Source organism: Tritonibacter scottomollicae (assembly GCF_003003215.1).
Classification (GTDB): Bacteria; Pseudomonadota; Alphaproteobacteria; order Rhodobacterales; family Rhodobacteraceae; genus Epibacterium; species Epibacterium scottomollicae.
The window spans coordinates 544902-570842 of record NZ_PVUF01000001.1; the positions used below are offsets into that span (position 1 = coordinate 544902).

Genomic DNA, 25941 nt, shown 5'->3' on the forward strand with positions numbered 1-25941 from the left:
GCAGTTTAATCGACTTTTAGCTATTTGCCCCGTTCTTGCCTCAATTCGCGCGTAGCTTCGAGCAACCCGCTAGTGGGGGCTAGTTCGGAGTGTTCGCTATGAGCGATCAATATGCAGAATTTCAAAGCCGGCTGCGCCGTTTGGACAGGAAAACCCTGAACAAAGGTCATGGCTACACGGCAAAGATCAGGACCGATGGTCTGATCGTTGTTGAGCCGAGAAAAGTCGTGCGCTCACGGATCTCACTGCGCTCACTGTTGCTCTTCTTGGCTGCCGGGCTTTTGTTCAAGGGCTTCTTGATGGCGTCCCTCGGTTTCGCAAGCTACGATCAAAGAGTGTCGCAACTCGCCGAGGGCTCATTCGTCGAGCGAAGTGGCGCTTTTGTCATGCAAAGCGATCCGCTGTCGACAAAAATTGCAGGGCAACTGTTGCCGCTCCTGCGCTGATCCACCTGATGATGTGACAGCGGCCTTCCGTCAGATGCCGCGTGTTGCATAGTGCTCAGCATCCGTTCCAAGCTCATCAACGAGAAACGCCGCGCTTGGGATATCCCAGGCGCGGCGTTCTAATTTGGTCAATGCGTAAGGCGACCGTCCAAATCCGTGCGTGTCAGACCAGCGGCGAGTTGGCGTCGATGCTGTCGACATCGCCACGGATCAAGCCGATATCGGCCAGTTCACGGTCGGTCAGAGCGCCAAGTGCCTTGCGGGTCGAGCGGGCGTCGTTCCAGGCCATGACATTGGCGGTGATCGTATGAGCAAGAGCGCCGATACGGCCGATCAGGCCGGTGGTGCCTTGGGCGGTGCGGGTGGTGTCGAATGCAGCCATATCCACGTTCTCTCTGATTGAAGTTCAGGTCTTTCGCGTGATGCGATGAGCGGCAAATAGAGATGACATTTCCATCTCACAAGTGCATTTTTTGCATGCGTCCCATGCGCTTTTTGCATGTCTGAAGCCTATATGAATAAGGGAATTATCAAGGTTTTCGACTTTCGTCCCAAAGGTGTCGCACGTGTATTTCGGTCAGTCGTTTTTGTGCGCAAAATGGTGCAATTTCCGTCTCGCTGGGCAAATGGCGCTGGTGCAGGTAGAACCCGGCGCGCTACCCGGGTTCGGGAAAGCGTTTGGCTGTGTTCGCGTTTTGTGCTAGCTCACTTGAAACAATGACCAAACAATCAGGCGTAGATCGGGCAAGCAGATGCGAATACTGGGAATCGATCCGGGGCTCAGAACCCTTGGGTGGGGCGTGATCGAATCAAATGGCGCACGCCTCAGCCATGTCGCCAATGGTCTGTGCCACTCTGACGGTGATGATCTGGGCGAGCGGCTTTTGTCGCTGCACAATCAGATCACCGAGGTGATCGTGGAATATGCGCCGGATCAGGCGGCGATCGAGCAGACGTTTGTCAACAAGGACGGTGCTGGGACGCTGAAACTGGGTCAGGCGCGGGGGGTGGCACTGCTCACGCTCGCAAAGGCGGGATTGCCGACGGGTGAATATGCGCCCAACCGTGTGAAAAAGACGGTGGTTGGCGTCGGCCATGCGGAAAAGCAGCAGGTCATGCATATGGTGAAGCTGCAACTGCCCGGCTGTGCCCCCAAAGGCGAGGATGCCGCCGATGCGCTGGCCATCGCCATCTGTCACGCCTACTACGGCGGTACCAACCAGCGGCAATTGAAAGAGGTGCGCGCATGATCGGCAAGTTGACCGGGCGGCTCGATTACAAGGCGCTTGATCATGTGATGATCGACGTCCGTGGCGTGGGCTACATCGTGTATTGCTCTGACCGCACCATGGCGACGCTGCCCGCAGTCGGGGAGGCCGTGCAGCTATATACCGAGCTTCTGGTGCGTGAGGACCTGATGCAGCTGTTCGGGTTCACCTCCTTGGTTGAGAAGGAATGGCATCGTCTTCTGACCTCCGTTCAGGGCGTTGGCGCCAAGGTGTCGTTGGCTATCCTGAGCGCCTTGGGCCCCGATGGCGTGAGCCGCGCCATTGCACTTGGCGATTGGGCCACGGTGAAGGCGGCAAAGGGCGTTGGCCCTAAAACTGCGCAACGCATCGTTCTGGATCTGAAAGACAAGGCTCCATCGGTGATGGCCATGGGGGGAACGGTGACCGACGCATTGAACGGTCCGGAGCTTGACGGGGTGGTCGAGCCATTGGAGAAGGCGCCTGCGAAACCGGCGCGCACTTCAAAGGCAAAGGCGCCCTCGGGGGCAGCAGCGGCCTCAGCTGGCGCATTGTCGGCGTTGGGAAATCTGGGCTATGGGCCATCCGACGCGGCTGCGGCCGTGGCTGAAGCTGCCGCTGCCAATCCCGATGCGGGCGAGGCCGAGCTGATCCGTGCCGCCCTGCGCCTGTTGGCGCCCAAAGGATGATCGGGCGTGTGAGCCGGTTTGGCCTGCCCAAGGTGCGCTCCGCGTGCAAAGGCGTGCAAGGTACGGGCAGGCTGGGCGGGACCGATTTCCAGACGGCCAACTGCATTTGCATGCATGATACATGGATACAGAGATGACCGACGCCGATCCCACCCTGCGGCCTGATCCGCTTCCCGAGGACAATGACCGCGCTTTGCGCCCGCAAGGTTTGGGTGAATTCATTGGTCAGGCGGAGGCGCGCGCCAACCTGCGCATCTTCATCGAGAGTGCGCGCCGTCGTGGCGAGGCAATGGACCACACGCTGTTTCACGGCCCTCCCGGCCTGGGCAAGACCACGCTGGCGCAGATCGTCGCGCGCGAGCTTGGGGTGAATTTTCGCATGACGTCTGGCCCGGTGCTGGCAAAGGCCGGGGATCTGGCCGCGATCCTCACCAATCTGGAGGCGCGCGACGTGCTCTTTATTGATGAAATCCACCGGCTGAACGCGACAGTGGAAGAGGTGCTCTACCCTGCGCTGGAGGATTTTGAACTGGATCTGGTGATCGGCGAAGGGCCCGCCGCGCGCACTGTGCGTATCGAGTTGCAGCCCTTCACGCTGATTGGGGCAACCACCCGGATGGGCTTGTTGACGACACCGCTGCGGGACCGGTTCGGCATCCCGACCCGGCTGCAATTTTACACAGTTGATGAGTTGTTCGAAATCGTCAGCCGCAATGCGCGCAAACTTGGCGCGCCCGCAGATGACGAAGGCGCACGCGAGATCGCGCGGCGCGCAAGGGGGACGCCCAGGATCGCGGGGCGGCTCTTGCGCCGCGTCGTGGACTTCGCGGTTGTCGAGGGCGACGGCACCATCACCCGGGAACTGGCGGACAACGCCCTGACGCGGCTGGGGGTGGATCAGCTGGGGCTGGATGGTGCGGACCGCCGTTACTTGCGGCTGGTGGCGGAAAACTACGGCGGTGGTCCCGTGGGGATCGAGACAATGTCGGCAGCCCTGAGCGAAAGCCGGGATGCGCTGGAGGAGGTGATCGAGCCCTACCTGTTGCAGCAGGGGCTGATCCAGCGCACACCCCGCGGGCGGATGCTGGCGCAGAAGGCCTGGCAGCATATCGGTCTGACACCGCCGAAGTCGTCCAGCGATCTGTTCGGTTGAGGCCACGCGCGCCACGTTGGATCAGGTGCAACCGGAGCGCCACGCGATTGAGCGCCCCGAGGCAGAGATGTGCAGGGCGCAAAGCTGTCTGGCAAATTCGACGCTTGTCTGAAGTCATTGCCGAAACTTGGACGGCGATGACTTCCCACTTGCTGCTCAAACGGCGCGCCCGTACAAAACACGCGACGACATTTGATAAAGACGAGGCCGTGCATGTCCGCACTTCTGTTGCCAGAGGAAATCGAGGCGCTTTTCACCCGCGAGGATGGGTCTTACACCTTTTCCCGCTGGGGTCGCCCAATCACACCCATCGTCTTTGGTGTCACGGATGAAGCATTGGCCACCGTGAAGGGCGCGGTCGAGGCCGTGGTCACGCTTGCCGGCCACAAGATGGCAGAAACCGATCCTGAACTGGGCGCGAACCTCATGTTCTTCTTCTTTCGGGACTGGAACGAACTGCTGGAGGTGCCGGACCTTGATCGCATGATCCCCGGTCTCGCACCGCTGGTGAGCCGTCTCTCGGAAGAAGATGCCAGCCAGTATCGCGCGTTCCGGTTCGACGAGGATGGCGGCATTCGGGCGGCCTTCGTGTTCTTGCGGATGCAGGGTGGGATGGCGGAGATGCCGGCCGAGGCGCTGGCGCTGACCCAAGCGGTGCAGGTGATGCTCTTGTGGGGGGATCGCGCCTTTGCCGAGGTCTCACCGCTGGCGGTGCTGCCGGAGAACGGCAATACCATCCTGCGGCCCGAAGTTGCAGGGGTGATTGCCGCCGCATATGACCGGATGCTGCCCGTTTCGGCTCAGGATGCCAGCCATGCGCTGCGGCTATACGCTCGACTGCAGGCGCTGCCCGCGGAGGGCAGCACGACGTGACCCATCGCTTTCCGATCACGGTATATTACGAAGACACCGACATGGGCGGTGTGGTGTATCATGCTAACTTCCTGCGTTTTATCGAGCGCGCTCGCAGTGACTATGTGCGCGCGCTTGGCGTCGATCAGAACGCCATGCGCGATACCGGTATCGTCTGGGTGGTGACCCGAATCGAAGCGGATTACCTGTCACCAGCGCGGTTCGAAGATGAGCTGACTGTCGAGACCCATGTCGAGAAATCGACCTCTGCGCGTCTCACGATGGCGCAGGTGGTGCGACGCGACGGGCGGGAGCTGTTCCGCGCGGTCGTGACGGCCGTGTGTATGGACATGCACAGCGGCAAGCCAGTGCGGCTTCCGGCAGAACTTCGCGCATCTCTGTAACAAACGCCGCTGAGGCCCCTGTTTCCTTGGTAATGCCGCTTGTTTTCCGTTAGCGTCGCCTCAAATTAGGCCGCGCGCCACAAACGACGCGGCAACTGGCGATAGAGCAGGCAGATGGAAGCAGAAACTCTGGCACTGGCACAGGAGATTGATTTCTCCATGTGGGGGCTGTTCGCACGTGCGACGCTCACCGTTAAATTCGTGATGATCATGCTGATCGGGGCCTCGATCTGGTCTTGGGCGATCATCTTGCAGAAATTGATCACCTACCGCGTCGCGCGTCGCGAGGCGCAGATCTTCGAGCGGGCATTCTGGTCGGGCAATCCGCTCGACGAGCTCTATGAGGAGATCGGTCCGGACCCCTCAGGGCATTCGGAGCGCATCTTTGCCTCTGGCATGACGGAATGGCGCCGCAGTCATCGTACCGATGGCGCGTTGATCCCCGGCGCACAGGCGCGCATCGACAGGTCCATGGATGTGGCGATCTCCAAAGAGAGCGAAGGGCTGCAGAGTGGGTTGCAAATTCTGGCAACCATCGGCTCCACGGCGCCATTCATTGGTCTGTTCGGGACAGTCTGGGGCATCATGAACGCCTTCATCGAGATTGCAGAGCAGCAGAATACCAACCTTGCCGTGGTGGCACCCGGGATCGCCGAGGCGCTGCTGGCAACGGGCCTCGGCCTTCTTGCGGCGATCCCCGCCGTCATCTTCTATAACAAGCTTTCGGCGGACTCGGACCGGATCATTGGTGGCTATGAGGCCTTTGCCGATGAATTCGCGACCATCTTTTCACGTCAAATGGACAGCTGACCCATGGGAGCAGCCATTCAACAAAAGGACGGCGGCGGGCGTCGGCGGGGACGCAGGCGTTCTCGCGCACGGCCGATGGCAGAGATCAACGTCACGCCCTTTGTGGACGTGATGCTGGTGCTGCTGATCATCTTCATGGTGGCTGCGCCGTTGATGACGGTTGGCGTACCAGTGGAGCTGCCCAAAACTGCCGCAGGCGCGCTGCCGGGGGAAGAAGAGGAACCGCTGACGGTGACCATGACCGCTGCCGGTGAAATTCAGATCCAGACCACGCCTGTGGCGCGGGAGGATTTGGTCGCGCGGCTGCGTGCCATTGCATCCGAACGGACGTCGGATCGTGTCTATCTGCGTGCTGACGGCGCTATCGCCTATAGCGATGTGATGCAGGTGATGGGGGCGCTCAATGCGGGTGGCTTTGCCAATGTCGGGTTGGTGACGGATACCGGCGGGCCTGCGCTCGATGGTCGTCCGGCCTCTGCGACCGTCCCGCAGGGCGAGTGATACGGGGGCCAATGTGCAAACCGGCACAAAAATCTCCGTAGCAGGACATGGGATCCTGATAACCTGGGCGCTCGTGGGGGGGTGGTTCAATGCTGAGCCGTTGCCGTTCCAGAGCCAGGATGTTTCGATCATTTCCGCTGAGGAATTTGCGCGGCTGAGCGAACAGCAGGCCGCGCCCGAGGTGGCAGAGGATCCGGTGGCGCCGCAGGTGCCGCCTGAGCCCGAGACGACGCCTGCCATTCCTGAACGCCCGACGCCAGTGCCGGAGACACCTCCAGCGACGCCAGTGCCGATTGAAACACCTGTCGAGGAGGCCGAGCCTGAACCGCCCGCGCCAGAACCGACGCCGGAGGTGCCAAGCATCGTGCCGGATGCGCCCGACGTTCCCGAAATCGTGACCGATCTGCCGCAAACTGCGGAGCCCGAGACTGCGCAGCAGACGGATCGGGTTGCGCCGGAACCTGTCCAGGCGCCGGAACCGGATACGCAAGTCGATGATGTGGCACAGGAAGAGGTTGCGCCGGATGAGGGGGCTGATGCCAACCAGCCGGTGCAGGAGGCCACGGCCCCGGAAGCGGCAAGCGACCGGATCGTGACCGAAGCAGAGGCGGACGACGCAGAGCCGACCGCACCGTTGGCGAGCGTTCGGCCTCTCACACGCCCGGCGCGCCCGAGCCCGGAACCAGAGCAACCGCCGGAAACCCAAACGGCAACAGCCGAAGAAAATTCCGACCCCGCGCCGGAACCAAACCCCGAGGTGGAGAGTTCTGCTGTGGACGACGCTCTTGCAGAAGCCTTGGCCGGGAGCGGAGAAGTCGAAGCACCGGAACCATCTGGCCCGCCGATGACACGGGGAGAAAAAGATGCGCTGCGGATCGCAGTCTCGCAATGCTGGAACGTCGGATCGCTGTCCAGCGAAGCGCTTCGTACCTCAGTCGTTGTGGGCGTCACACTTTCACGCGAGGGAGTTCCAGACATTGGCTCTATTCGCATGCTGTCCAGCTCCGGTGGGTCCGACAGTTCCGCCAAACAGGCCTATGAGGCCGCGCGCCGCGCAATCATCCGCTGCGGATCAAGAGGATTTGATCTTCCGGCTGACAAATTTGCGCAATGGCGTGATATTGAGATGACATTTAATCCCGAAGGAATGCGGATCAGATGAGAAACGCGATTGCAACAGTACTCCTTGGCCTTGCGATGCTGCTGCCCGTCGGGGCGGTTCAGGCGCAGGATGGGCCGCTCAGGATCGAAATTACAGATGGCGTGATCGAACCGCTCCCCTTTGCGGCGCCGGATTTCATCGCTGACACGCCAGCCGCGTCACAATATGCGGCGGATATCGCCCGGGTGATTGCAGATGACCTAAGAGGCTCCGGCCTGTTCAGAGAGATTCCCAAATCCGCCTATATCTCGCCCTACAGCGATTTTGATGCGGCGGTGAATTTTACCGATTGGAAGGCGATCAACGCGCAGGCGCTGATTACCGGCGCGGTCAGCCTGTCCGGTGATCGGATCACTGTACGTTTCCGCGCCTACGATGTGTTTGCGGGACAAGAGCTGGGGTCCGGACTGCAATTGTCGGGCACCACGGACGGCTGGCGACGCATCGGCCATAAGGTCGCCGATACCATTTACGCGCGTCTGACAGGTGAGGGGGGCTATTTCGACAGTCGCGTCGTGTTTGTCTCGGAGACTGGCCCGAAGGATAACCGCAAGAAGCGGCTGGCGATCATGGATTACGACGGCGCCAACGTGCAGTATCTGACCAATTCCGAATCCATTGTTCTTGCACCGCGTTTCTCTCCCACGGGCGACAGAGTGCTTTATACCAGCTATGAGAGCGGCTTTCCGCAGATCCATGTGCTTGATGTCGGCAAAGTGCAGCGCCGCATCCTGTCGGCGGGAAATGGCACCATGAGCTTCGCACCGCGATTTGCGCCCGACGGTCAGACCATCGTCTATTCCCAGTCCGCTGGCGGCAATACCGATCTGTTCTCGATGGATATCAACTCTGGCAACACGCAGCGTCTCAGCAGCGCACCTTCGATCGAAACGGCACCGTCCTTTTCGCCGGACGGCAGCCAAATCGTCTTCGAAAGTGATCGCTCCGGCACATCGCAGCTTTATGTGATGCCGGCCTCGGGCGGCGAGGCGAAGCGGATCAGCTTCGGGCAGGGGCGTTACGGCACGCCGGTCTGGTCTCCGCGCGGCGATTATGTTGCCTTCACGAAGCAGAATGCCGGGCGTTTCCATATTGGCGTCATGCGCACGGATGGCAGCGAAGAGCGGTTGTTGACCGCGTCCTTCCTCGACGAGGGGCCAACCTGGTCTCCGAACGGGCGGGTGATCATGTTCACCCGCGAAACCCAAGGCGCGAGTGGCCAGGCGCGGCTTTACTCTGTCGATATTTCCGGGCGGAACCTGAAACCCGTACAAACCCCAGACGGCGCGTCGGACCCTTCCTGGTCGCCGTTGCAGAAATGAGAAACCGTCTGATCGGGCGCGGGGGCTTCAAGCCCGTGGCGCGGTCAGGCAGAACATGCTAACACTTCGGCAAGAAATGTCCGATCACACGAGGCGATTTCAGATGAGCGGTATCAACAAAGCTATTCTCTTGGTTGCGGGCCTGGCCCTTGCAGCCTGTTCCGATGCACGTTGGGATGACACCAGCGCAGGCAGTGGCGGCACCGGCCTCGGCGCCGTTGGCAGCACGGCAGACCCGTCCAGCCCCGCCTACTTCCGCGAGGCGATCGGGGATCGCGTGCTGTTCCTGGTGGACCAGTCCAGCATTTCGCCCGAGGGTCGCACCGTGCTGGACGGTCAGGCGCGCTGGCTCAATGCAAACCCTTCATATGTTGTGACCATCGAGGGCCACGCGGACGAGCGCGGCACCCGTGAGTACAACCTTGCACTTGGTGCGCGCCGTGCCAACTCTGCACGCGAATACCTGATTTCTCAGGGCGTCGCGGCCAATCGCATCCAGACCGTATCCTTCGGCAAAGAACGTCCCATCGAGATCTGTTCGGCACAGAGCTGCTACAATCAGAACCGTCGCGCGGTGACCGTGCTGGCGGGCGGCGCAGTGAGCTGACGCGCATGAAGGGCTTGCGGCAGTTTTTCCTCGCAACGGCGCTGATTGCGGTCAGCGTCGTTCCCGGCGTCACACAGGAGCGGGAGCAGACCTTGGCGGATATCCGTCAGGAGCTTACGGTCCTGCATGTGGAAGTACAGCGCCTCAACCGAGAGCTGTCCACCACAGGCGCACCTTCGGCATCTCTGGCGGGGACCTCGGTGCTGGATCGCGTGACCGCGATCGAGGCGGAGTTGCAGCGCCTGACCTCCAAGACCGAAGAGCTGCAGTATCGTGTGCAACGCATCGTCGAAGATGGCACCAACCGGATCGGTGATCTTGAGTTCCGCCTTGTTGAGCTGGAAGGCGGGGACCTCTCCACGCTGGGTGAGACAACGACATTGGGCGGTGAGATCGCCGGCGAAGCAGCGGTCGGGCTGGGCCAGACGCCGGTGCCCGCTGACGGCGATGCCGTCATCGAAGGCGCTGGTGAGCTCGCCATTGGCGAAGAGGCCGACTACAAGGCCGCGATGGGAGATCTGGAGGGGCAGAATTATCAAGCGGCCGCCGACAAGTTCGCCAGATTCAAGGAGGCCTATCCGGGCAGCCCGCTGACGGCCAAGGTTGATTTTGGTCAGGGCAAGGCGCTGGACGGGCTAGGGGACACCCGAGAGGCCGCGCGCGCCTATCTTGCCGCCTTTACCGGCGATACCTCTGGCACGATCGCGCCTGAAGCGCTGTTCGAACTCGGGGCCGCGCTCGGGCGTCTGGGGCAGGTCGATCAGGCCTGCATCACCCTTGCGGAGGTTGCAGTTCGCTTTCCAAATGATCCCGCAGTGACCGCTGCAGAGGCGGAGCGGTCCACGCTGGCGTGCTCCTGATCCCAACAGAAGAGGCCTTGATCACAGAGATCAGGGCCCGCCTCGGAACCCTACCAGAGAAATTGGGCGTTGCCGTCTCAGGCGGCAGCGATTCAATGGCGCTCCTGCATTTGCTCAACGCAATGTCTCGGACCAGTGAGACGGAGGTGTACGTGGCCACCGTCGACCACGGTTTGCGCCGCGAATCACGCCAGGAAGCCGAATGCGTGGCAGCCCGCGCGGCCGAACTTGGTCTTCAGCATGACATATTGACATGGCACTCCCCTGCCGAGAGCGGAAATCTGCAAGGTGAAGCCCGTGCGGCAAGATACCGTCTGCTTGCGCAGTGGGCCAAAGCGCGCGGTCTTCAGGCCGTGGCGGTCGGGCATACGGCGGATGATCAGGCTGAAACCCTGGTGATGCGCCTGCGCCGAGCGTCGGGGGTGACCGGCCTGTCGGGTATGTCGGTCCGGCACCTGCGCGACGGTATCGAGCTGCTTCGTCCTTTGCTGCGCGTGCACCGAAAGGACTTGCGCAGCTATCTGACGGATCGAAACATTCCCTGGATCGACGACCCTTCAAACAACGATACGCGGTTCGAACGGGTGCGGGTGCGAGAGGCGCTGACAGCGTTGGAGCCGCTCGGCCTGACCATTGATGCGCTGACCGCCGTCGCGGACAATATGCGGATGGCGGACGCGGCGCTGGATCACGCCATGCGAGTCGCGGCGGCACAGCTGGGACAGGTTCGATTGGGGGCGGTAGTGCTTGATCGTGCAGGGTTTCATGATCTTCAGGACGAGATCGCACGGCGACTGCTCGTCGCAGCGATCACTTACGTCAGTGGTGCTGACTACCCGCCGCGGCGGGCGCCCTTGTTGGATGCGTGCCATGCGCTTCGAGAGGGGCGTGGTCTCACGCTGCAGGGGTGTCAGCTCGTGGTGAAATCCAACCGAATCTGGGTGTGTCGGGAATATGAGGCCGTGCGCGAGACATGCATCGAACCTGTCTCTGAGCAGCGCAGCGACGTGGTGTGGGACAATGCCTGGAAAATGAGCGTGCCCCCCAACATTCCTCACGACACAAAACTGCGCGCACTTGGTGACGATGGGCTTCGTTTGATGGAAGATTGGCGCCGTCATGCGGTGCCCAGAGAGGTCTTAAAACCTTTGCCTGCCGTCTGGCAGGGAGGCGAATTGATCGCTGTTCCGCCCTTAGAGCAATCGTCCGTCTGGTCAACTGCGGCAATGCGACTGTCGGAGACTTGGGCGACGCGGTCGTTATCGCATTGAACCTCACCAAATCATCCTTATTTTAGGTGCAACTGATGGTCGTCGCGTGCTAGAGCCGTGGCGTCCTTGGAATTCTTGGGAGAGCCATTTTGGGCAACGCACGCAATATCGCCTTCTGGGTAGTTCTGTTCCTGCTCGTCGTGACCCTGTTCAATCTGTTCAGCGGGTCCGGCAGCACACTTCAGAGCCGCGAGAAGACTTATTCGGAATTTGTGACCGCCGTTGACAACGGTCAGGTCAGTACCGTGACGCTGGATGGCGAGCAGGTCCGCTACACCACCTCTGACGGTCAGAGCTATACGACGATCAAACCGGGCGATGCCGAAGTCACCCAAATGCTGATCGCCAAAGACATCCCCATCCGCGCGGAAAAGCAGCAGCAGTCGACATTCCAGTCCTTCCTGCTGACCCTTCTGCCGTTCCTGCTGTTGATCGGTGTCTGGATCTATTTCATGAACCGCATGCAGGGCGGTGGCAAAGGCGGCGCCATGGGCTTTGGCAAGTCCAAGGCCAAGATGCTGACCGAGAAGCATGGCCGCGTGACCTTTGACGACGTTGCGGGCATCGACGAGGCCAAGGAAGAGCTGGAAGAGATCGTGGAATTCCTGCGCAACCCGCAGAAGTTCTCTCGTCTTGGTGGCAAAATCCCCAAGGGTGCGTTGCTGGTGGGCCCTCCGGGCACGGGTAAAACGCTTCTGGCGCGCGCCATCGCGGGCGAGGCGGGTGTGCCCTTCTTCACCATTTCCGGGTCCGACTTTGTCGAGATGTTCGTGGGCGTTGGTGCAAGCCGCGTGCGCGACATGTTCGAACAGGCGAAGAAGAACGCGCCCTGTATCGTCTTTATCGACGAGATCGACGCCGTGGGCCGTCATCGTGGTGCCGGTTACGGCGGTGGCAACGATGAGCGCGAACAGACCCTCAACCAGCTTCTGGTGGAAATGGACGGCTTTGAGGCCAACGAGGGCGTGATCATTCTGGCGGCGACAAACCGCAAGGACGTGCTTGACCCGGCGCTGCTGCGTCCTGGCCGCTTTGACCGTAACGTGACCGTCAGCAACCCTGACATCAAAGGCCGCGAGAAGATCCTCGGCGTGCACGCCCGCAAGACTCCGCTGGGCGCTGACGTGGATCTGCGCATCATCGCGCGTGGTACGCCCGGGTTCTCCGGTGCCGATCTGGCGAACCTTGTGAACGAGGCGGCGTTGATGGCCGCGCGTGTGGGACGCCGCTTTGTCACCATGGAAGATTTCGAGAACGCGAAAGACAAGGTGATGATGGGGGCGGAGCGCCGCTCCATGGTGCTGACCGCCGATCAGAAAGAGAAAACAGCCTATCACGAGGCGGGCCACGCTGTGGTCGGTCTGATGCTGCCCGAATGTGACCCGGTCTATAAGGCCACGATCATTCCCCGTGGCGGCGCGCTCGGCATGGTTGTTTCACTGCCAGAGATGGACCGGCTGAACTGGCACAAGGATGAATGCCAACAAAAGCTGACAATGACCATGGCTGGTAAGGCCGCAGAGATCATCAAATACGGCGAGGGCCACGTGTCCAACGGTCCGGCAGGTGATATCCAACAGGCCAGCCAGCTCGCGCGTGCGATGGTGCTGCGCTGGGGCATGTCGGACAAGGTCGGCAATATCGACTACGCCGAAGCGCATGAGGGTTATTCCGGCAATACCGGTGGGTTCTCCGTCTCTGCCAACACCAAAGAGCTGATCGAAGAGGAAGTGCGCACCTTCATCGAAAACGCCTATCAGCAGGCCTATCAGATCCTGCAGGACAAAAAGGTAGAGTGGGAGCGTCTTGCGGAAGGTCTTCTGGAGTACGAGACCCTGACAGGCGAAGAGATCAAGCGCGTCATGAACGGCGAGCCGCCGCAGGTCGACGATGATGCAGACGACGACGCGGATTCCGGCGCGACCTCGATCACTGCGATCCCGAAAGCAAAGTCGAAGAAATCGCCGCCGGACGGCGATATGGAACCCGAACCTTCGGCCTGATAGGGCCCCGGCGTTCCGCCACGTTCTTACAGTCGAAAAAAAAGCCGCAGCATCTCGCTGCGGCTTTTTTCATTTATGTATCAAAGGATTGGGCGACGCCCCGGCCGTGTCATAAAAATGACATGTCCCCCTTGATCGCACTTGCCCGCGTTCAGATATAGGCAGCATCTGTCACCGCCCCGGGAGCCGTCGTGCGTATTCCTTTCACTGATCTGTCGCCCGCTCCCCTCATGCCTGAAGCGGGTATATTCGCGCCGCGCATTCCGGCGCCGCTGGTTTTTGCGGCTCTGGCGACCCTCTGCGGGGCCTTTGCGGTCTGGGTTGCGCAGGTCTACTACAGCCCTCTCAGCGCCGCTCTGCACGAGGGGGGACCGGTCGAGGTGGCCTCCGCCGTGCTTTGGGGCCTATGCGCGATCATGGTGATCTATTTCGCGCCGGGACGCGTGTTTGGATCGCAATGGCAGATACTCGCGCTGTTCCTGTTGCTGTTCAGCCGGGAGATGGATTTCGACAAACGCTTTCTCGACGACGGTATCCTGCAACTGCGGCTGTACTCTGGCGACGCGCCGTATTGGCAAAAGATCGTGGGACTTGTGGTTATCCTGATGGTGCTGACCGTAGCCTGGCGCCTGTGCAGGCGCAATCTGCCGGTGCTCTGGGCTGAGGTGCGGCGCGGGGCGGCCTGGGCCTGGTGTAGCTGCGGCGCGCTGGGGCTTTTGGTCGTCGCCAAGAGCCTGGATGGCATTGGTCGCAAACTGGCTGATTTTGGTCTGACACTGGATCCGCAAACGGTGGCTACCGCCATGATATATGAAGAGCTGTTCGAATTGTTTGCCGTGGTCGTGATCGTCTGGGCGATCAGTTTGCTGGAGGCGCGTGTGCGCCGGGATCATCTGGGCGGATCGCACTTGTGACCGAGGTGTGATCGGCTAGACTGCGCGCTCCCTTCCAGCGCAGAAAGTCGATGACATGCCTGTCCTTACAGAAACCGAATTCAGTAGCGAAATCACTTGGCTTGGCATGGTGCCGGCCGACAGCGGCATCCAGGCCGAGGCGCGTGAGGCGCTTGAATTGGGGTTTCACGGGATCACCGGCGCACGGCATGAGGGCACAGAGCGCGCCTCCTGTGTGCGGGTAAAGAACCTCTACGAGACGGGCACCCAAATTCGCAACGTGCGTCAGATGACCATCCTGTCGGAAGAAGAGCTAGCGCTTATCGCGGCTGATATGGGGCTGGATCGGGTTGATCCACGCCATCTTGGTGCGACCATGGTGGTCCGTGGCATTCCCGATTTTACATTCGTTCCCCCATCTGCGCGCCTGCAGGGGGCGGAAGGGGTGACCCTGACCGTCGATATGGAGAATCGCCCCTGCATCTTGCCGGGACGCGAGATCGAGAAGGATCACGCGGGCTATGGTCCAAAGTTCAAGACGGCGGCGGCCAACAGACGGGGAATCACCGCCTGGGTGGAACGTCCGGGGCAGGTCAGGCTGGGCGACATTTTGCGCCTCTATGTGCCTGCTCAACGCGGCTGGGGTGGTGCGCGCTGAGCTATGCCTGGAAGAATATTCTGCCTCAGGGCCTGATCGCGGGCCTTCGAATGCCGCTGACGACGTTCTGAAGCGCAATTATGTCGGAAACTAGGGGCGCGTGTTTTTCATGACGGGATAAGCGTAGGGGAGTACCGGTGCCCGTTGCCGGCCCCTGCCAACTCGACACTTAGGAACCAGGCCATGAGCTACAAGAGTGACATTGAAATCGCCCGCGAGGCGAACAAGCTCCCGATCCAGGAGGTCGGCGCCAAACTGGGCATGAAGAACGAAGATCTGCTGCCTTACGGCCACGACAAGGCCAAGGTGAGCCAGGAGTTCATCAACTCCGTGCAGGGCCGCGAAGACGGCAAGCTGGTCCTGGTGACCGCGATCAACCCGACACCGGCGGGCGAAGGCAAGACCACCACCACAGTGGGTCTGGGCGATGGCCTGAACCGTATCGGCAAGAACGCGATGGTCTGCATCCGCGAAGCTTCCCTCGGCCCGAACTTCGGTATGAAGGGTGGCGCTGCAGGCGGTGGTCACGCACAGGTCGTGCCGATGGAGGAGATGAACCTCCACTTCACCGGCGACTTCCACGCCATCACCTCTGCCCACTCGCTGCTGTCTGCCATGATCGACAACCACATCTACTGGGGCAACGAGCTGGACATCGACATTCGCCGCGTCGCATGGCGTCGTGTGGTCGACATGAACGACCGTGCCCTGCGTCAGATCACGGCTTCCCTCGGTGGCGTGTCCAACGGCTTCCCGCGCGAGACCGGCTTTGACATCACCGTGGCGTCTGAAGTCATGGCGATCCTCTGCCTTGCGGACGATCTCAAGGATCTGGAAAAGCGTCTCGGCGACATCATCGTGGCCTATCGCCGCGACAAGACCGCCGTCTACTGCCGCGACATCAAGGCCGAAGGCGCGATGACCGTGCTGCTGAAGGATGCGATGCAGCCGAACCTCGTGCAGACGCTGGAAAACAACCCGGCCTTCGTGCACGGCGGCCCGTTTGCCAACATCGCTCACGGCTGTAACTCGGTGATCGCGACCAAGACTGCGTTGAAAGTCGCCGACTTTGTTGTCACCGAAGCGGGTTTTGGTGCTGACCTTGGCGCCGAGAAGTTCATGAACATCAAATGCCGCAAGGCTGGTCTTGCGCCCTCCGCTGTGGTGATCGTGGCCACGGTGCGCGCGATGAAGATGAACGGCGGCGTTGCCAAGGCCGACCTTGGTGCGGAAAATGTCGAGGCGGTGCAGAACGGCTGCGCCAACCTCGGCCGTCACATCGAGAACGTGAAATCCTTCGGCGTGCCGGCGGTTGTGGCAATCAACCACTTCGTCACCGACACCGAGGCAGAAATCAACGCGGTCAAGGAATATGTCGCCACCCACGGTGTTGACGCGGTCCTGTCGCGCCATTGGGAACTGGGCTCCGAAGGCTCCGCACCGCTGGCGGAGAAAGTGGTTGAACTGGTTGAAGGTGGCTCCGCGAACTTCGGTCCGCTCTACCCCGACGAGATGCCGCTGTTCGAGAAGATCGAAACCATCGCAAAGCGCATCTACCGCGCCGACGAAGTTCTGGCCGACCAAAAGATCCGCAACCAGCTGAAAGAATGGGAAGATGCGGGATACGGTCATCTGCCGGTCTGCATGGCGAAGACCCAGTACTCCTTCTCCACCGACCCCAACCTGCGCGGCGCGCCAACCGGCCACTCCGTGCCGGTACGCGAAGTGCGCCTCTCGGCGGGTGCCGGTTTCATCGTGGTTGTCTGCGGTGAGATCATGACCATGCCGGGTCTGCCGCGCACGCCTGCGTCGGAAAGCATCCGCCTGAACGAAGAAGGTCTGATCGAAGGCTTGTTCTAAGGCCCGAAATAGGCAATCTGCGGCCCGGGGAGGTTCCCCGGGCCGTAGGAGTTTGAAACAGATGACCGACCGCAAACCGCCGCAAGACTGTGCCGACATGTCCGAACTGCGTCAGGCGATCGATGCGATCGACGTGGAACTGGTGAAGCTGCTTCGGGATCGCGTGGCCTATATCGACCGCGCCGTGACCTTGAAGCAGGCCAACGGATGGCCGGCACGGATCGAGTCCCGGGTGGAGGAGGTCATCGCCAATGCGTGCCGGACGGCCGAGGCCGAGGGGCTGGACCCCAAGCTGGTCGAAGGCATTTGGCGCGATATGGTGGATTGGTCGATTTCGCGCGAGGCGCGAGACATCCCGGAGACTTGAGCCGCGCCCCTACCGGGGTGTGCACCGAGACAAGGAATAAAGCGATGGCAGCAGAAATCATTGACGGCAAGGCCTTTGCGGCCCGGGTCCGTGGCCAGGTGGCCGAACATGTGGCGCGTCTGAAGGCAGAGCACGACATCACCCCCGGTCTGGCGGTGGTTCTGGTGGGTGAAGACCCCGCGTCCCAGGTCTATGTGCGCTCCAAGGGCAAGCAGACCACCGAGGTTGGTATGAATTCCTACGAGCACAAGCTCGACGTGGACACCTCCGAGGCGGATCTGCTGGCTCTGATCGACAATTTGAACAATGATCCCGCCGTGCACGGCATCTTGGTGCAGCTGCCGCTGCCGAAGCATCTGGACGAGGATCTGGTGATCAACTCGATCGCGCCGGCCAAGGATGTGGACGGGTTTCACATCTCCAACGTAGGCCTGCTGGGAACGGGACAGAAATCCATGGTGCCCTGCACGCCGCTGGGCTGCCTGATGATGCTGCGTGACCATCACGGCTCGATCTCTGGCATGGATGCGGTGGTGATCGGTCGCTCCAACATCGTCGGCAAGCCGATGGCGCAGCTTTTGCTGGGCGACAGCTGCACCGTGACCATTGCCCATTCGCGCACCAAGGACCTGCCGGATGTGGTGCGCCGCGCCGATATCGTTGTGGCCGCCGTGGGGCGCCCCGAAATGGTGCCGGGCGACTGGATCAAGGAAGGTGCCACCGTAATCGACGTCGGCATCAACCGGATCGACGCGCCCGAGAAGGGCGAGGGTAAGACCCGTCTTGTTGGTGATGTGCACTACGAGAGTGCGGCCGCGCGTGCCGGTGCGATCACGCCGGTGCCCGGCGGGGTGGGGCCGATGACCATCGCCTGCCTGCTGGCCAATACCGTGACCGCCTGCTGCCGGGCCAACAACCTGGCCGAGCCCGAGGGGCTGACCGCCTGAAGCGACGCTGCTGCGTCGCGGCCTCCGGCGGAGGTATTTTTGAAAAGATGAAGGAACGGCGTGCCCGATCAGGCGCGCCGTTCTTGCGTTAGCGGGGCATCGGGCAGGGCAGGGCCCGCGCGCCGGTCAGAATGGCCAGGGCCCGCTTGTCCATCAGAGCGGTGAGCGCCGCGTCGGTGCTGCGCAGCCCGCCGGTATAGGTGCCGAAGGCCGGCATGATCAGCCGGCTCTTGTCCAGCAGGAAGGCCGGGCGTGACTGACCGCGCAGACGGACCTTGGGGTGGTAGTGGCCACTGATTTCGCCGACCGCATCTGGTGACGCGATATGGCGGAAGGCCAGCGCTCCGAGTCGGAGCTCCGCCACGGGGTCGCCCCCCAGCGCGGGGGGCGCGGGATCGTGGTTGCCTTCGACCCAGATCCAGTGCCGCCCCTGCATCAGGGCCTGCAGCCGTGCTCTGTCGGATGTGGTCAGGCTGCTGGCGGCAAGATCATCGTCGAATGTGTCGCCGAGGCAGATGACTCGCGTGGGGGACAGGGCCGCAATCAGCGTTTCCAACCGGTCCAGCGTATCGTGGGTCTCGTAGGGCGGCAGTGAGACGCCGGTGCGGCGCGCGACACGTTCGGATTTTCCCAGATGCAGGTCGGAGACCACCAATGTCGTATCAGCCCCCCACCAGAGCGCGCGAGCGGCCAGTGCGGTCAAGCGGGCGCCGTGAAAGGTGACATCAAAGCCGGCAGAGATGTTGTTCAGCATGACAGCAGTGGATGACGTCATTGCGCCAGATCCGCAAGACCGGATGTCTGCATCAGTGCCTCGGCCTCTTGCGCCATCAGGCGTTCAATCCCTGTGCCCTTGATCGGAATCTTACCGACTTCCAGCAGCAGCGGGGCCGCCAGTGGGGATATCCGCGACAGCCGCACCAGATCGATGCGGTCACCGACGCGGAACATCATCTCCTCGATACGGCCAAAGTCGACGAGGCCACGCAGCGCCTCTTCGCGGGTGATGTCCAGCAGAAGGTGATCGGGGTCATATTTGCGCAACGTGTCATACAGGATATCGGAGGAAAACGTCGCCTGACGGCCCGATTTGCGCTGCCCCGGCGTGTTGCGCTCAATCAGCCCGGCTATGGTTGCGGCGGCCCGAAAGGCGCGTTTCATCACCGCATTCTCGGCCAGCCAGCCCTCTAACCCGTCACGCAGGGCGTCAAGGTCGAACAGCGCATGCGGATCAGTGACCCGCTCCAGCCCCCAGATCAGGGTCGCATAGTCGGTCGCAACAAAACCCAGCGGATCGAGCCCCAGCTCCTCCATCCGCTTTGTCAGCAATAGGCCCAGCGTCTGCTGCGCATTGCGGCCCGCAAACCCATAGGCGCAGATGTGTTCGCGCCCGTCGTGGGGGAAGCTCTCGACCAGCAGGCGACCGGCGCGCGGCATGTGCGAGACCTGGCGTTGAAGCGCCAGCCAGTCGGCGGTGTGGTCGGGCAGCCCGAGCCAGTGCTCCTGGTTCAGAATGCGCAGTATCCGGTCCGAGAGCTGGGTGGAGGTGGCGAATTTAGTGCCGTTGAACGTGGCGACCTTGGGCTTTTTCGCCGCATTCCGGGTGACCTCCACGGTCATGTCGCGCAGGCCTTCGTAACGCACGATCTGGCCGGCGATCAGGAAGGTATCTCCAGCGGTGAGCGTGGCGGCAAATCCCTCTTCGATCTCGCCCAGCGGCTTGCCGCCGCGGCTGCGACGCAGGCGCACCTTGAGCGTGTCGGTGTCCTGAATGGTGCCGAGATTCATGCGGATGCGCGCCGTCGCGCGGGGATCGCGCAATTGCCACAGCCCATCAGGGCGTTGCAACAATCGCTGCCATTGGTCGTAGGCGCGCAAGGCATAGCCACCGGTGGCGCAAAATTCGAGACAGACGTCGAAAGCGGTGCGAGAGAGTGCAGCATAGGCGCCTGCGCCGGTAACTTCGGCATAAAGGTCATCGGCGGAAAACGGTCCGGCGCAGGCGGCGATCAGGATGTGTTGGCACAGCACATCTCGCGGACCGGGGGGCAGGGGATCTCCGTCGAGATCGCCCGCACGTGCGGCCTCCAGTGCCGCGCGGCATTCGACCACCTCGAACCGGTTTGCGGGCACCAGCAAGGCCTTCGAGGGGGCGTTGTAGCGGTGATTTGCGCGGCCTATTCGCTGTACCAGCCGCTTGACGTTCTTGGGGGCACCGATCTGTATCACCAGATCCACATCGCCCCAGTCGATGCCGAGGTCGAGCGACCCTGTACAGACCACCGCACGCAATTCTCCGCGCACCATGGCACCCTCGACCCGTTCGCGCTGCACCCGGTCGAGCGAGCCGTGGTGAATGCCGATGGGCAGTCCCTCGTCATTGGCAAGCCACAGGTTGTGAAAGAAGATTTCTGCCTGTGCACGAGTGTTGTGAAAGATCAGCGTGGTGGTGTGTTGGCGGATCTGGTCGAGCACGGCGGGAATGGAATACGCCGCACCGCCGCCCGCCCAGGGCGGCGCGTCGGAGACCTCCAGCATGCGAATGTTCGGCGCTGGGCCGGGATCCGCCATCAGGATCGGGCAGGGGTCTGGATGGCGCGCCAGACGGTTTGCGATCGCCGCCGGGTCATCCACCGTGGCCGACAGTCCGACGCGGCGCAGATCGGGGCAGAGCGCCTGCAGGCGGCTCAGCGCCAGCATCAGCTGATCGCCGCGCTTGCTTTCGGCCAGCGCATGTACCTCGTCCACGATGACCCGCTGCAATCCTTTGAAGGTGCGCGCGGCATCCTCATAGGATACCATCAGCGCGAGGCTTTCCGGCGTGGTCAGCAGGATATGTGGCGGGTCGGCCCGCTGGCGCCGCTTGCGTGAGGAGGGCGTGTCGCCGGTGCGGTCCTCGATGCGGATCGGCAGGCCCATTTCCGCGACCGGACCGGTGAGGTTGCGCTTGATGTCAGCCGCCAGCGCTTTGAGAGGGGAAACATATAGCGTGTGCAGCCCCGCGTGACTGCCATCGGCCAGCTCTGCCAGCGTGGGCAGGAACCCGGCCATGGTCTTGCCGCCACCGGTCGGGGCAATGAGCAGGGTGGCGGGCGCGTCCTTGCGCGCCAGCATGTCCTTCTGGTGCGGGTGGAGCGACCAGCTTCGGGTCGCGAACCAGGACAGAATCTGTTGTGGTAGATCGTGCATGTTCCCCATTTAGTCCAATCATGCGGTGCAGCAACAGAGTAAATGGAGAAAGGAGGCACTACCGTCCTTTGACGGACCGGCTGGCGCTTCGCTCCGGCAGCTGTTTCCCGCCGTCGCGGCGTGCTCCGGAACCGTGCCGTTGCACGGTGCCCGGCCCAACGGGAGCGGATCAGATATGATCCGGCGACGGGCGGGAGAGCCCCCTTGCGACTGGTGCGGACGGAAACAGACGCGCGCTGCGGGCGGGCCTATTTCACGATGGTTTCGTCTTTCACAAACATGTTGGCCCAAGCGCGATCAATCAGTTCCGGTGACATCTGATAGGGCATGCCCTCGAATTCACAAATGGAGATCATCTGATCGATCAGGAACACTGGCTGGTAGTTGGCATAGACATTGTTGATGGTCGGGTACTTCGTCTTCAACAGATGCACCAGCGCGGCCTCATCAAGGGGCACGCCCTTCTTGCGGGCAACGAGGGCAAAGATCTTCAGGAAGTTCTCCTGATCCGGCCCGTCGATCTTGATCTTGAAGAAGATCCGCCGCAACGCCGCCTGGTCGAAGATCTCGTTGGGATGGAAGTTGGTGGAAAAGATCACCAGCGTGTCAAAGGGCACCTCGAATTTCTCGCCCGACTGCAGGGCGAGGATATCCTTGCTCTCTTCCAGCGGGACGATCCAGCGGTTGACCAGCGCCTGCGGGCTTTCGGCCTGACGTCCAAGGTCGTCGACGATGAAGATGCCGCCGGTGGATTTCAGCTGCAGCGGCGCCTGATAGGTGCGTGCGGTTGGGTTGTAGACCAGATCCAGCATCGACAAGGACAATTCACCGCCGGTGACGACGGTGGGCCGCTCGCAGCAGACATAGCGTTCGTCAAAGCGACGGTGCTTGCGCAGGGCATTGGGGTCTTCGACCTCTGGCGCGATGGCGGTGTGGACGATGGGATCGTAGACCGTGATCACCTGACCGGCGTATTCGATGGCGCGGGGCACATAGACCCGGTCGCCAAGGGCGTCGCGGATACCGTTGGAGATCGAGGACTTGCCGTTGCCCGGTGGACCATACATCAGGATCGAGCGCCCGGCACTGACAGCGGGCCCAAGATGGTCGAGCAGGCTATCGGGCAGGATCAGATGCCCCATGGCGGCCGTAAGCTGTTGACGTGAGACCCGAATGTTGCGGATGGACTGCCGTTTCACCTGCTCGCGGTAGACATCCAGCGGCACCGGCATGGCGCCAAAATATTCTGACTGTGATAGCGCATCCAGTGCCCGCGCCCGGCCCGCATCGGTCAGCTGATAGCCCATCTCGTTGCCAGAATTGGCATTGAGCGTGCCGGTTGCTTCAAGCAACTTCTGATCTCGGGCGAGGTCGACCAGCTCCTGTGTGACGGACCCGGGCAGGCAGATCGCCTCCGACAGATCTGTCACCGTGTCGAGCGTCTTGCGGAACATCGTCTTCAGGAGGATGTCCCGCATCATCACCAGCGGTAGCTTCATCTCTCCCAGGCCTTTGGGGGGCGGGGGCGCGGTGACAGTCGGGGTCTGCATGTTCATGTCGCAAGCGGCCTTTTCGCAAGGTGCGGACGGAGTTTCGCCCGCACGTATCTTTGCAAAGAGACTATTCAATACTGTGGCAAGACCACGGCAGGCTTGCATCAATTCCGCGAAAACCCGGACAGAGTTTCAACGACACCCGAATGGGGCCGGAGCGGTCAGGGCGCGAAAAATGCCGCGAGGCCGAGATACACCGCCAATGTCGTGCCGAGGCAAAGACCCATCGGGAACTTGCTGCCGACATCCCAGCTCTTCCAGGTCGGCGCAAGGCGGCGCAGCGCAGTGTGGCGGGCGACGCGATGGGAGAGGAAACCGGCCAGCAAGATGGCAGCAAAGAGCATAATCACCAGCGAGAGATCTGCAAAGGCAACATAGGGTGCGGCGGCGCCTGCGAACTTGGCGTCTCCTGCGCCAATCAGGCCGCCGGCATAGAAGAGAAACCCGATGCCGATACCGACGGGCAGATGCAGCAGTTGCCAGCCGTAGTCCGCCCAGGTTGGCATGACCAGAAGCCCCAGCACGATGTAGACACCTCCCAGAGTGTCCACCGCCCAGTTCGGAATGCGCATGCCGCGCAGGTCAGTCAGGGCAACGGCATAGCACAGCGGCAGAACGAAGGGCAGGAACCAGAGGGCAGCCTGAGAGGGGAAGTGCATCACAAAGGCTCCCGATCAGCCGTTTTCGAGCGCTTCCAATGCGCGGGCGGCTGCGTCAAAGTGCTGTGGATGGGTGTCTATCGCTTCGCGCAGCAGACCTTCGCCGGTGCTGACGTCGCCCTGTTTGACCGCAGACAGCGCCATCGTATGCAGCAGCTTTGCGCGCTCGGTCTGGGTCATGGTGATCACGGGCAGGCTGTAGTTGCGCTGCGCCCCTCGCGACAGAACCAGATTGTTCTTGGCAGTGAACAGGTTGGGATCCTGCCGGAGTGCTTCGCCGAACAGACGTTCTGCGCCGGTGTAGTCACCGCGCGTTAGCTTGGAATAGCCCCAGTTGTTGAACACGCCAGCGGGTTTGGTGGTCAGGCCAACCGCCGTTTCGTAAAAACTGTCGGCCGCTTTCCAATCCTGCTCGGAGTCGGCGATCATCGCTTCCAAACGGTACCGTTTGAAGGTCTCATGTGTCGGCGGCACCGTGTCCAGCACTTCGCGCGCCTTGTCCCAGTCATTGTTTCGGATCAACGCATCCGCAAACGCCACATGATCATCGCTGTTCGCATCCGGAAGGTCCACCACACGCTGCCATGCGACAGCGGCCTCGGTGTAGCGCTTGGCGCGGATCAAGGAACTGGCAAGCCCGCGATTGAGGTCGATCCGATCAGGAGATTGCTGCACGCTGCGCTGGAAGTAGGTGACAGCCTCATTGGGGTCTGAGCTGCTCAGAACGACGCTGTTGAGGTTGCTTTCATCGATGACGTTGACGTCCTGAAGCGCACGTTCGACGGCATCTTTGTCGATTTCCTTGGCGCAGGAGGCCAGGATCAGCGCCCCGAACAGCCCTGCGGACAATAGTCCCAAATGGCGCATTTTTTGCGTCCTTCTCTGCTCTGCCTCTGGCGCTATGGTGTCGTTTCGATGCGGTACAGACCGCCACCTTGTCGCACCAATTTATCTTGCGCGCCGTTGGCGCCACTATGCCCTGTGTTGTCAAGATTTTCGATAGCGAGCCGCAAATTATCGCGGATTGCGTCACTTTGGCCATTGTCCAATGCGTAGGCGCGTCGCAGGATCTGTTCCGCTTCGGCGTATTTTCCCTGTTCTATCAGGACGGTGCCGAGGTTGTTCAGCGTCTGTGGCCATTGGGGCTCTTCCTTGATGGCGCGGCGCAGCAGGGCCTCGGCCTGGCCAAGGCGACCAAGGCCAAGATTGGCGGACCCCAATCCGGACAGAACCTGTGGCGTAAGCCCGTCTTCCAATGCCGCCCTGTTGAAAGCGTCGATGGCCAGCTCGTATTGCCCTGCGGCCATCAGCCGGTGGCCGACATCCAGTCCGCTTACGCCTTCAGCGCGGGTGTCCACGCCCGGCGCCCAGGTGCCATCCGCTGCGATGGGAGCGAGCCCGTTGCCTGGTCCCGACACGCAAGACGCCGCCAGAGCAAGAGCACTGGCGGCGACCGCGGGTGAGACCAGGCGGAAAAGATGGGTGCGCCTGATCCGAAATATCATGATGGCTTGGCCTATTTTCCCAAGTTTGCAATGCCCTGTGCCGAAGGACCGACCAGAATGATCAGCAGAGGCGGCACGGTGAGCCCCATTGTGGCAAGGGTCATTTTGGTTGGCAACTTGTTTGCAGCCTCTTCCGCGCGCATCACGCGTTTGTCACGCATCTCGCCCGCATAGACCCGCAGCGCCTCGGCGATCGAGGTACCAAAGGCCGCGGATTGGATCATCACCGTCACGAAGGATGACACATCCTGTACGCCGCAGCGGGTGCCCATGTCGCGCAGGACCCTGTCCTTTTCCTTGCCGGCTTTCATCTCATAGGCGACCACGTCGAACTCTTCGGCAAGCTCGGGGTAGGACGAACGCAGCTCCTGTCCGACACGCACGATCGCCTGATCCAGTGATTGCCCGGCTTCCACGCAGACCAGCATCATGTCCAATGCGTCCGGGAAAGCGCGGGTTATGGCCTGTTTGCGCTCTTCGACCCGTCGTGTGATCCAGTAGCGGGGCAGGAAATAGGCGGCACCCCCCATCCCGATGATGCGCAACGCCATATCCTGCGAGCTATATTCCACGTCGGCATTCATCACATGGACGTAAAATAGGCCCAGACCGAGGCCAATGAGACCCAAGGCAAACTGCGCGAAGTGGAACAGGCGCACCGCGTCCTTCGACTGGTAACCGGCCTGTTGGAGCTTTAATTCCATGGCCGAAAGTTCTTCGGCGTCCTGGGGTTCCAGAAAGTTCGCAAATTTCTGCAGTTGTTCGTTGCGATTTGCCTGCCGCAGACGTTGGTTCTGCGGCTTTGTCTTTTCCTGTTCGGTCAGATTGCGCTGTAATTTCTTCAGCGGATCCTCGGGTTGGTTGAGGATCAACCCAACAGCCACGGCGACCAGCACCAGGCCGAGGAAGCCGACCGCCAGAAGCGGACCGAACTCCCCGAACTGCGCGATCAACAGGTCTTGAGCGAATGTCAGCGGGTTCAT

27 protein-coding genes are annotated in these 25941 nt (G+C 61.6%); 19 read left to right on the forward strand and 8 right to left on the reverse strand.

All coding sequences use genetic code 11. From position 1 onward, the window contains the following. Positions 1–98 precede the first annotated feature (98 nt). Positions 99–446, forward strand: a complete 348-nt coding sequence (locus CLV89_RS02540) for a hypothetical protein (RefSeq protein ID WP_207796871.1) — start codon at positions 99–101, stop codon at positions 444–446. 163 nt (positions 447–609) lie between these two features. Here CLV89_RS02540 and CLV89_RS02545 read toward each other — a convergent pair whose 3' ends face one another. Then, positions 610–828 (reverse strand): DUF1127 domain-containing protein, encoded by a 219-nt coding sequence (locus CLV89_RS02545; protein ID WP_106162045.1) that lies wholly within the window; start codon positions 826–828, stop codon positions 610–612. Positions 829–1198: 370 nt separating this feature from the next. Here CLV89_RS02545 and ruvC point away from each other — a divergent pair, with 370 nt between their 5' ends. From ruvC to folD, 18 genes are all read left to right on the forward strand, one after another. Next, on the forward strand, positions 1199–1696 hold the full coding sequence (ruvC, locus tag CLV89_RS02550) for a crossover junction endodeoxyribonuclease RuvC (RefSeq protein WP_106162046.1): 498 nt from the start codon (positions 1199–1201) through the stop codon (positions 1694–1696). Beyond that, complete coding sequence (gene ruvA / locus CLV89_RS02555; protein ID WP_106162047.1) at positions 1693–2382, forward strand: Holliday junction branch migration protein RuvA; 690 nt, start codon at positions 1693–1695, stop codon at positions 2380–2382. The genes ruvC and ruvA overlap by 4 nt, the downstream gene beginning before the upstream one ends. 133 nt (positions 2383–2515) lie before the next feature. Next, the gene (gene ruvB, locus CLV89_RS02560) at positions 2516–3535 is read left to right on the forward strand and encodes a Holliday junction branch migration DNA helicase RuvB (RefSeq protein WP_106162319.1); all 1020 of its coding nucleotides are present in this window, start codon (positions 2516–2518) and stop codon (positions 3533–3535) included. A 213-nt stretch (positions 3536–3748) separates the two neighbouring features. Continuing rightward, positions 3749–4408 (forward strand): hypothetical protein, encoded by a 660-nt coding sequence (locus CLV89_RS02565; RefSeq protein ID WP_106162048.1) that lies wholly within the window; start codon positions 3749–3751, stop codon positions 4406–4408. Further along, positions 4405–4791, forward strand: coding sequence for a tol-pal system-associated acyl-CoA thioesterase (ybgC, locus tag CLV89_RS02570; RefSeq protein WP_106162049.1), 387 nt, complete (start codon positions 4405–4407; stop codon positions 4789–4791). The genes CLV89_RS02565 and ybgC overlap by 4 nt, the downstream gene beginning before the upstream one ends. 114 nt (positions 4792–4905) lie before the next feature. Further along, complete coding sequence (gene tolQ / locus CLV89_RS02575) at positions 4906–5601, forward strand: protein TolQ (RefSeq protein WP_106162050.1); 696 nt, start codon at positions 4906–4908, stop codon at positions 5599–5601. Positions 5602–5604: 3 nt separating this feature from the next. Continuing rightward, on the forward strand, positions 5605–6102 hold the full coding sequence (gene tolR, locus CLV89_RS02580; protein ID WP_106162051.1) for a protein TolR: 498 nt from the start codon (positions 5605–5607) through the stop codon (positions 6100–6102). Between the two features lie 13 nt (positions 6103–6115). Further along, the gene (locus tag CLV89_RS02585) at positions 6116–7264 is read left to right on the forward strand and encodes an energy transducer TonB (protein WP_106162052.1); all 1149 of its coding nucleotides are present in this window, start codon (positions 6116–6118) and stop codon (positions 7262–7264) included. Next, positions 7261–8586, forward strand: coding sequence for a Tol-Pal system beta propeller repeat protein TolB (gene tolB, locus CLV89_RS02590; protein ID WP_106162053.1), 1326 nt, complete (start codon positions 7261–7263; stop codon positions 8584–8586). The genes CLV89_RS02585 and tolB overlap by 4 nt, the downstream gene beginning before the upstream one ends. A 103-nt stretch (positions 8587–8689) precedes the next feature. Further along, positions 8690–9193, forward strand: coding sequence for a peptidoglycan-associated lipoprotein Pal (gene pal / locus CLV89_RS02595; RefSeq protein WP_106162054.1), 504 nt, complete (start codon positions 8690–8692; stop codon positions 9191–9193). A gap of 5 nt (positions 9194–9198) precedes the next feature. Continuing rightward, a complete protein-coding gene (locus CLV89_RS02600) occupies positions 9199–10053 on the forward strand; it encodes a tetratricopeptide repeat protein (RefSeq protein WP_106162055.1) in 855 nt (284 codons plus the stop codon). Then, on the forward strand, positions 10044–11324 hold the full coding sequence (tilS, locus tag CLV89_RS02605) for a tRNA lysidine(34) synthetase TilS (RefSeq protein WP_106162056.1): 1281 nt from the start codon (positions 10044–10046) through the stop codon (positions 11322–11324). The genes CLV89_RS02600 and tilS overlap by 10 nt, the downstream gene beginning before the upstream one ends. A gap of 89 nt (positions 11325–11413) precedes the next feature. Continuing rightward, complete coding sequence (ftsH, locus tag CLV89_RS02610; RefSeq protein WP_106162057.1) at positions 11414–13327, forward strand: ATP-dependent zinc metalloprotease FtsH; 1914 nt, start codon at positions 11414–11416, stop codon at positions 13325–13327. Positions 13328–13518: 191 nt separating this feature from the next. Next, complete coding sequence (locus tag CLV89_RS02615; RefSeq protein WP_133166695.1) at positions 13519–14241, forward strand: hypothetical protein; 723 nt, start codon at positions 13519–13521, stop codon at positions 14239–14241. Between the two features lie 55 nt (positions 14242–14296). Next, positions 14297–14878 (forward strand): MOSC domain-containing protein, encoded by a 582-nt coding sequence (locus CLV89_RS02620; RefSeq protein ID WP_106162059.1) that lies wholly within the window; start codon positions 14297–14299, stop codon positions 14876–14878. Between the two features lie 183 nt (positions 14879–15061). Further along, positions 15062–16738 carry a formate--tetrahydrofolate ligase gene (locus CLV89_RS02625; RefSeq protein ID WP_106162060.1) on the forward strand — a complete coding sequence of 559 codons (1677 nt, stop codon included), beginning with the start codon at positions 15062–15064 and terminating at the stop codon, positions 16736–16738. 61 nt (positions 16739–16799) lie between these two features. Next, complete coding sequence (locus tag CLV89_RS02630; RefSeq protein ID WP_106162061.1) at positions 16800–17105, forward strand: chorismate mutase; 306 nt, start codon at positions 16800–16802, stop codon at positions 17103–17105. Positions 17106–17149: 44 nt separating this feature from the next. Next, complete coding sequence (gene folD / locus CLV89_RS02635; protein ID WP_106162062.1) at positions 17150–18052, forward strand: bifunctional methylenetetrahydrofolate dehydrogenase/methenyltetrahydrofolate cyclohydrolase FolD; 903 nt, start codon at positions 17150–17152, stop codon at positions 18050–18052. Positions 18053–18140: 88 nt separating this feature from the next. Here the strand turns inward: folD and pdeM are convergent, their stop codons facing one another. The 7 genes from pdeM to CLV89_RS02670 all read right to left on the reverse strand — a co-directional run bounded on the left by pdeM (position 18141) and on the right by CLV89_RS02670 (position 25941). Then, positions 18141–18827 (reverse strand): ligase-associated DNA damage response endonuclease PdeM, encoded by a 687-nt coding sequence (gene pdeM, locus CLV89_RS02640; RefSeq protein ID WP_243394913.1) that lies wholly within the window; start codon positions 18825–18827, stop codon positions 18141–18143. Beyond that, positions 18824–21241: a ligase-associated DNA damage response DEXH box helicase gene (locus CLV89_RS02645; protein ID WP_106162320.1), complete on the reverse strand. Its 2418-nt coding sequence runs from the start codon at positions 21239–21241 to the stop codon at positions 18824–18826. Before CLV89_RS02645 ends, pdeM begins: the two co-directional genes overlap by 4 nt. Positions 21242–21489: 248 nt before the next feature. Next, positions 21490–22797 (reverse strand): P-loop NTPase family protein, encoded by a 1308-nt coding sequence (locus CLV89_RS02650; protein ID WP_106162064.1) that lies wholly within the window; start codon positions 22795–22797, stop codon positions 21490–21492. 158 nt (positions 22798–22955) lie between these two features. Continuing rightward, complete coding sequence (locus tag CLV89_RS02655; RefSeq protein WP_106162065.1) at positions 22956–23453, reverse strand: prepilin peptidase; 498 nt, start codon at positions 23451–23453, stop codon at positions 22956–22958. Positions 23454–23468: 15 nt separating this feature from the next. After that, positions 23469–24320, reverse strand: coding sequence for a tetratricopeptide repeat protein (locus CLV89_RS02660; protein WP_106162066.1), 852 nt, complete (start codon positions 24318–24320; stop codon positions 23469–23471). Positions 24321–24352: 32 nt separating this feature from the next. Then, positions 24353–24958 (reverse strand): tetratricopeptide repeat protein, encoded by a 606-nt coding sequence (locus tag CLV89_RS02665; RefSeq protein WP_106162067.1) that lies wholly within the window; start codon positions 24956–24958, stop codon positions 24353–24355. An 11-nt stretch (positions 24959–24969) separates the two neighbouring features. Next, on the reverse strand, positions 24970–25941 hold the full coding sequence (locus CLV89_RS02670; RefSeq protein ID WP_106162068.1) for a type II secretion system F family protein: 972 nt from the start codon (positions 25939–25941) through the stop codon (positions 24970–24972).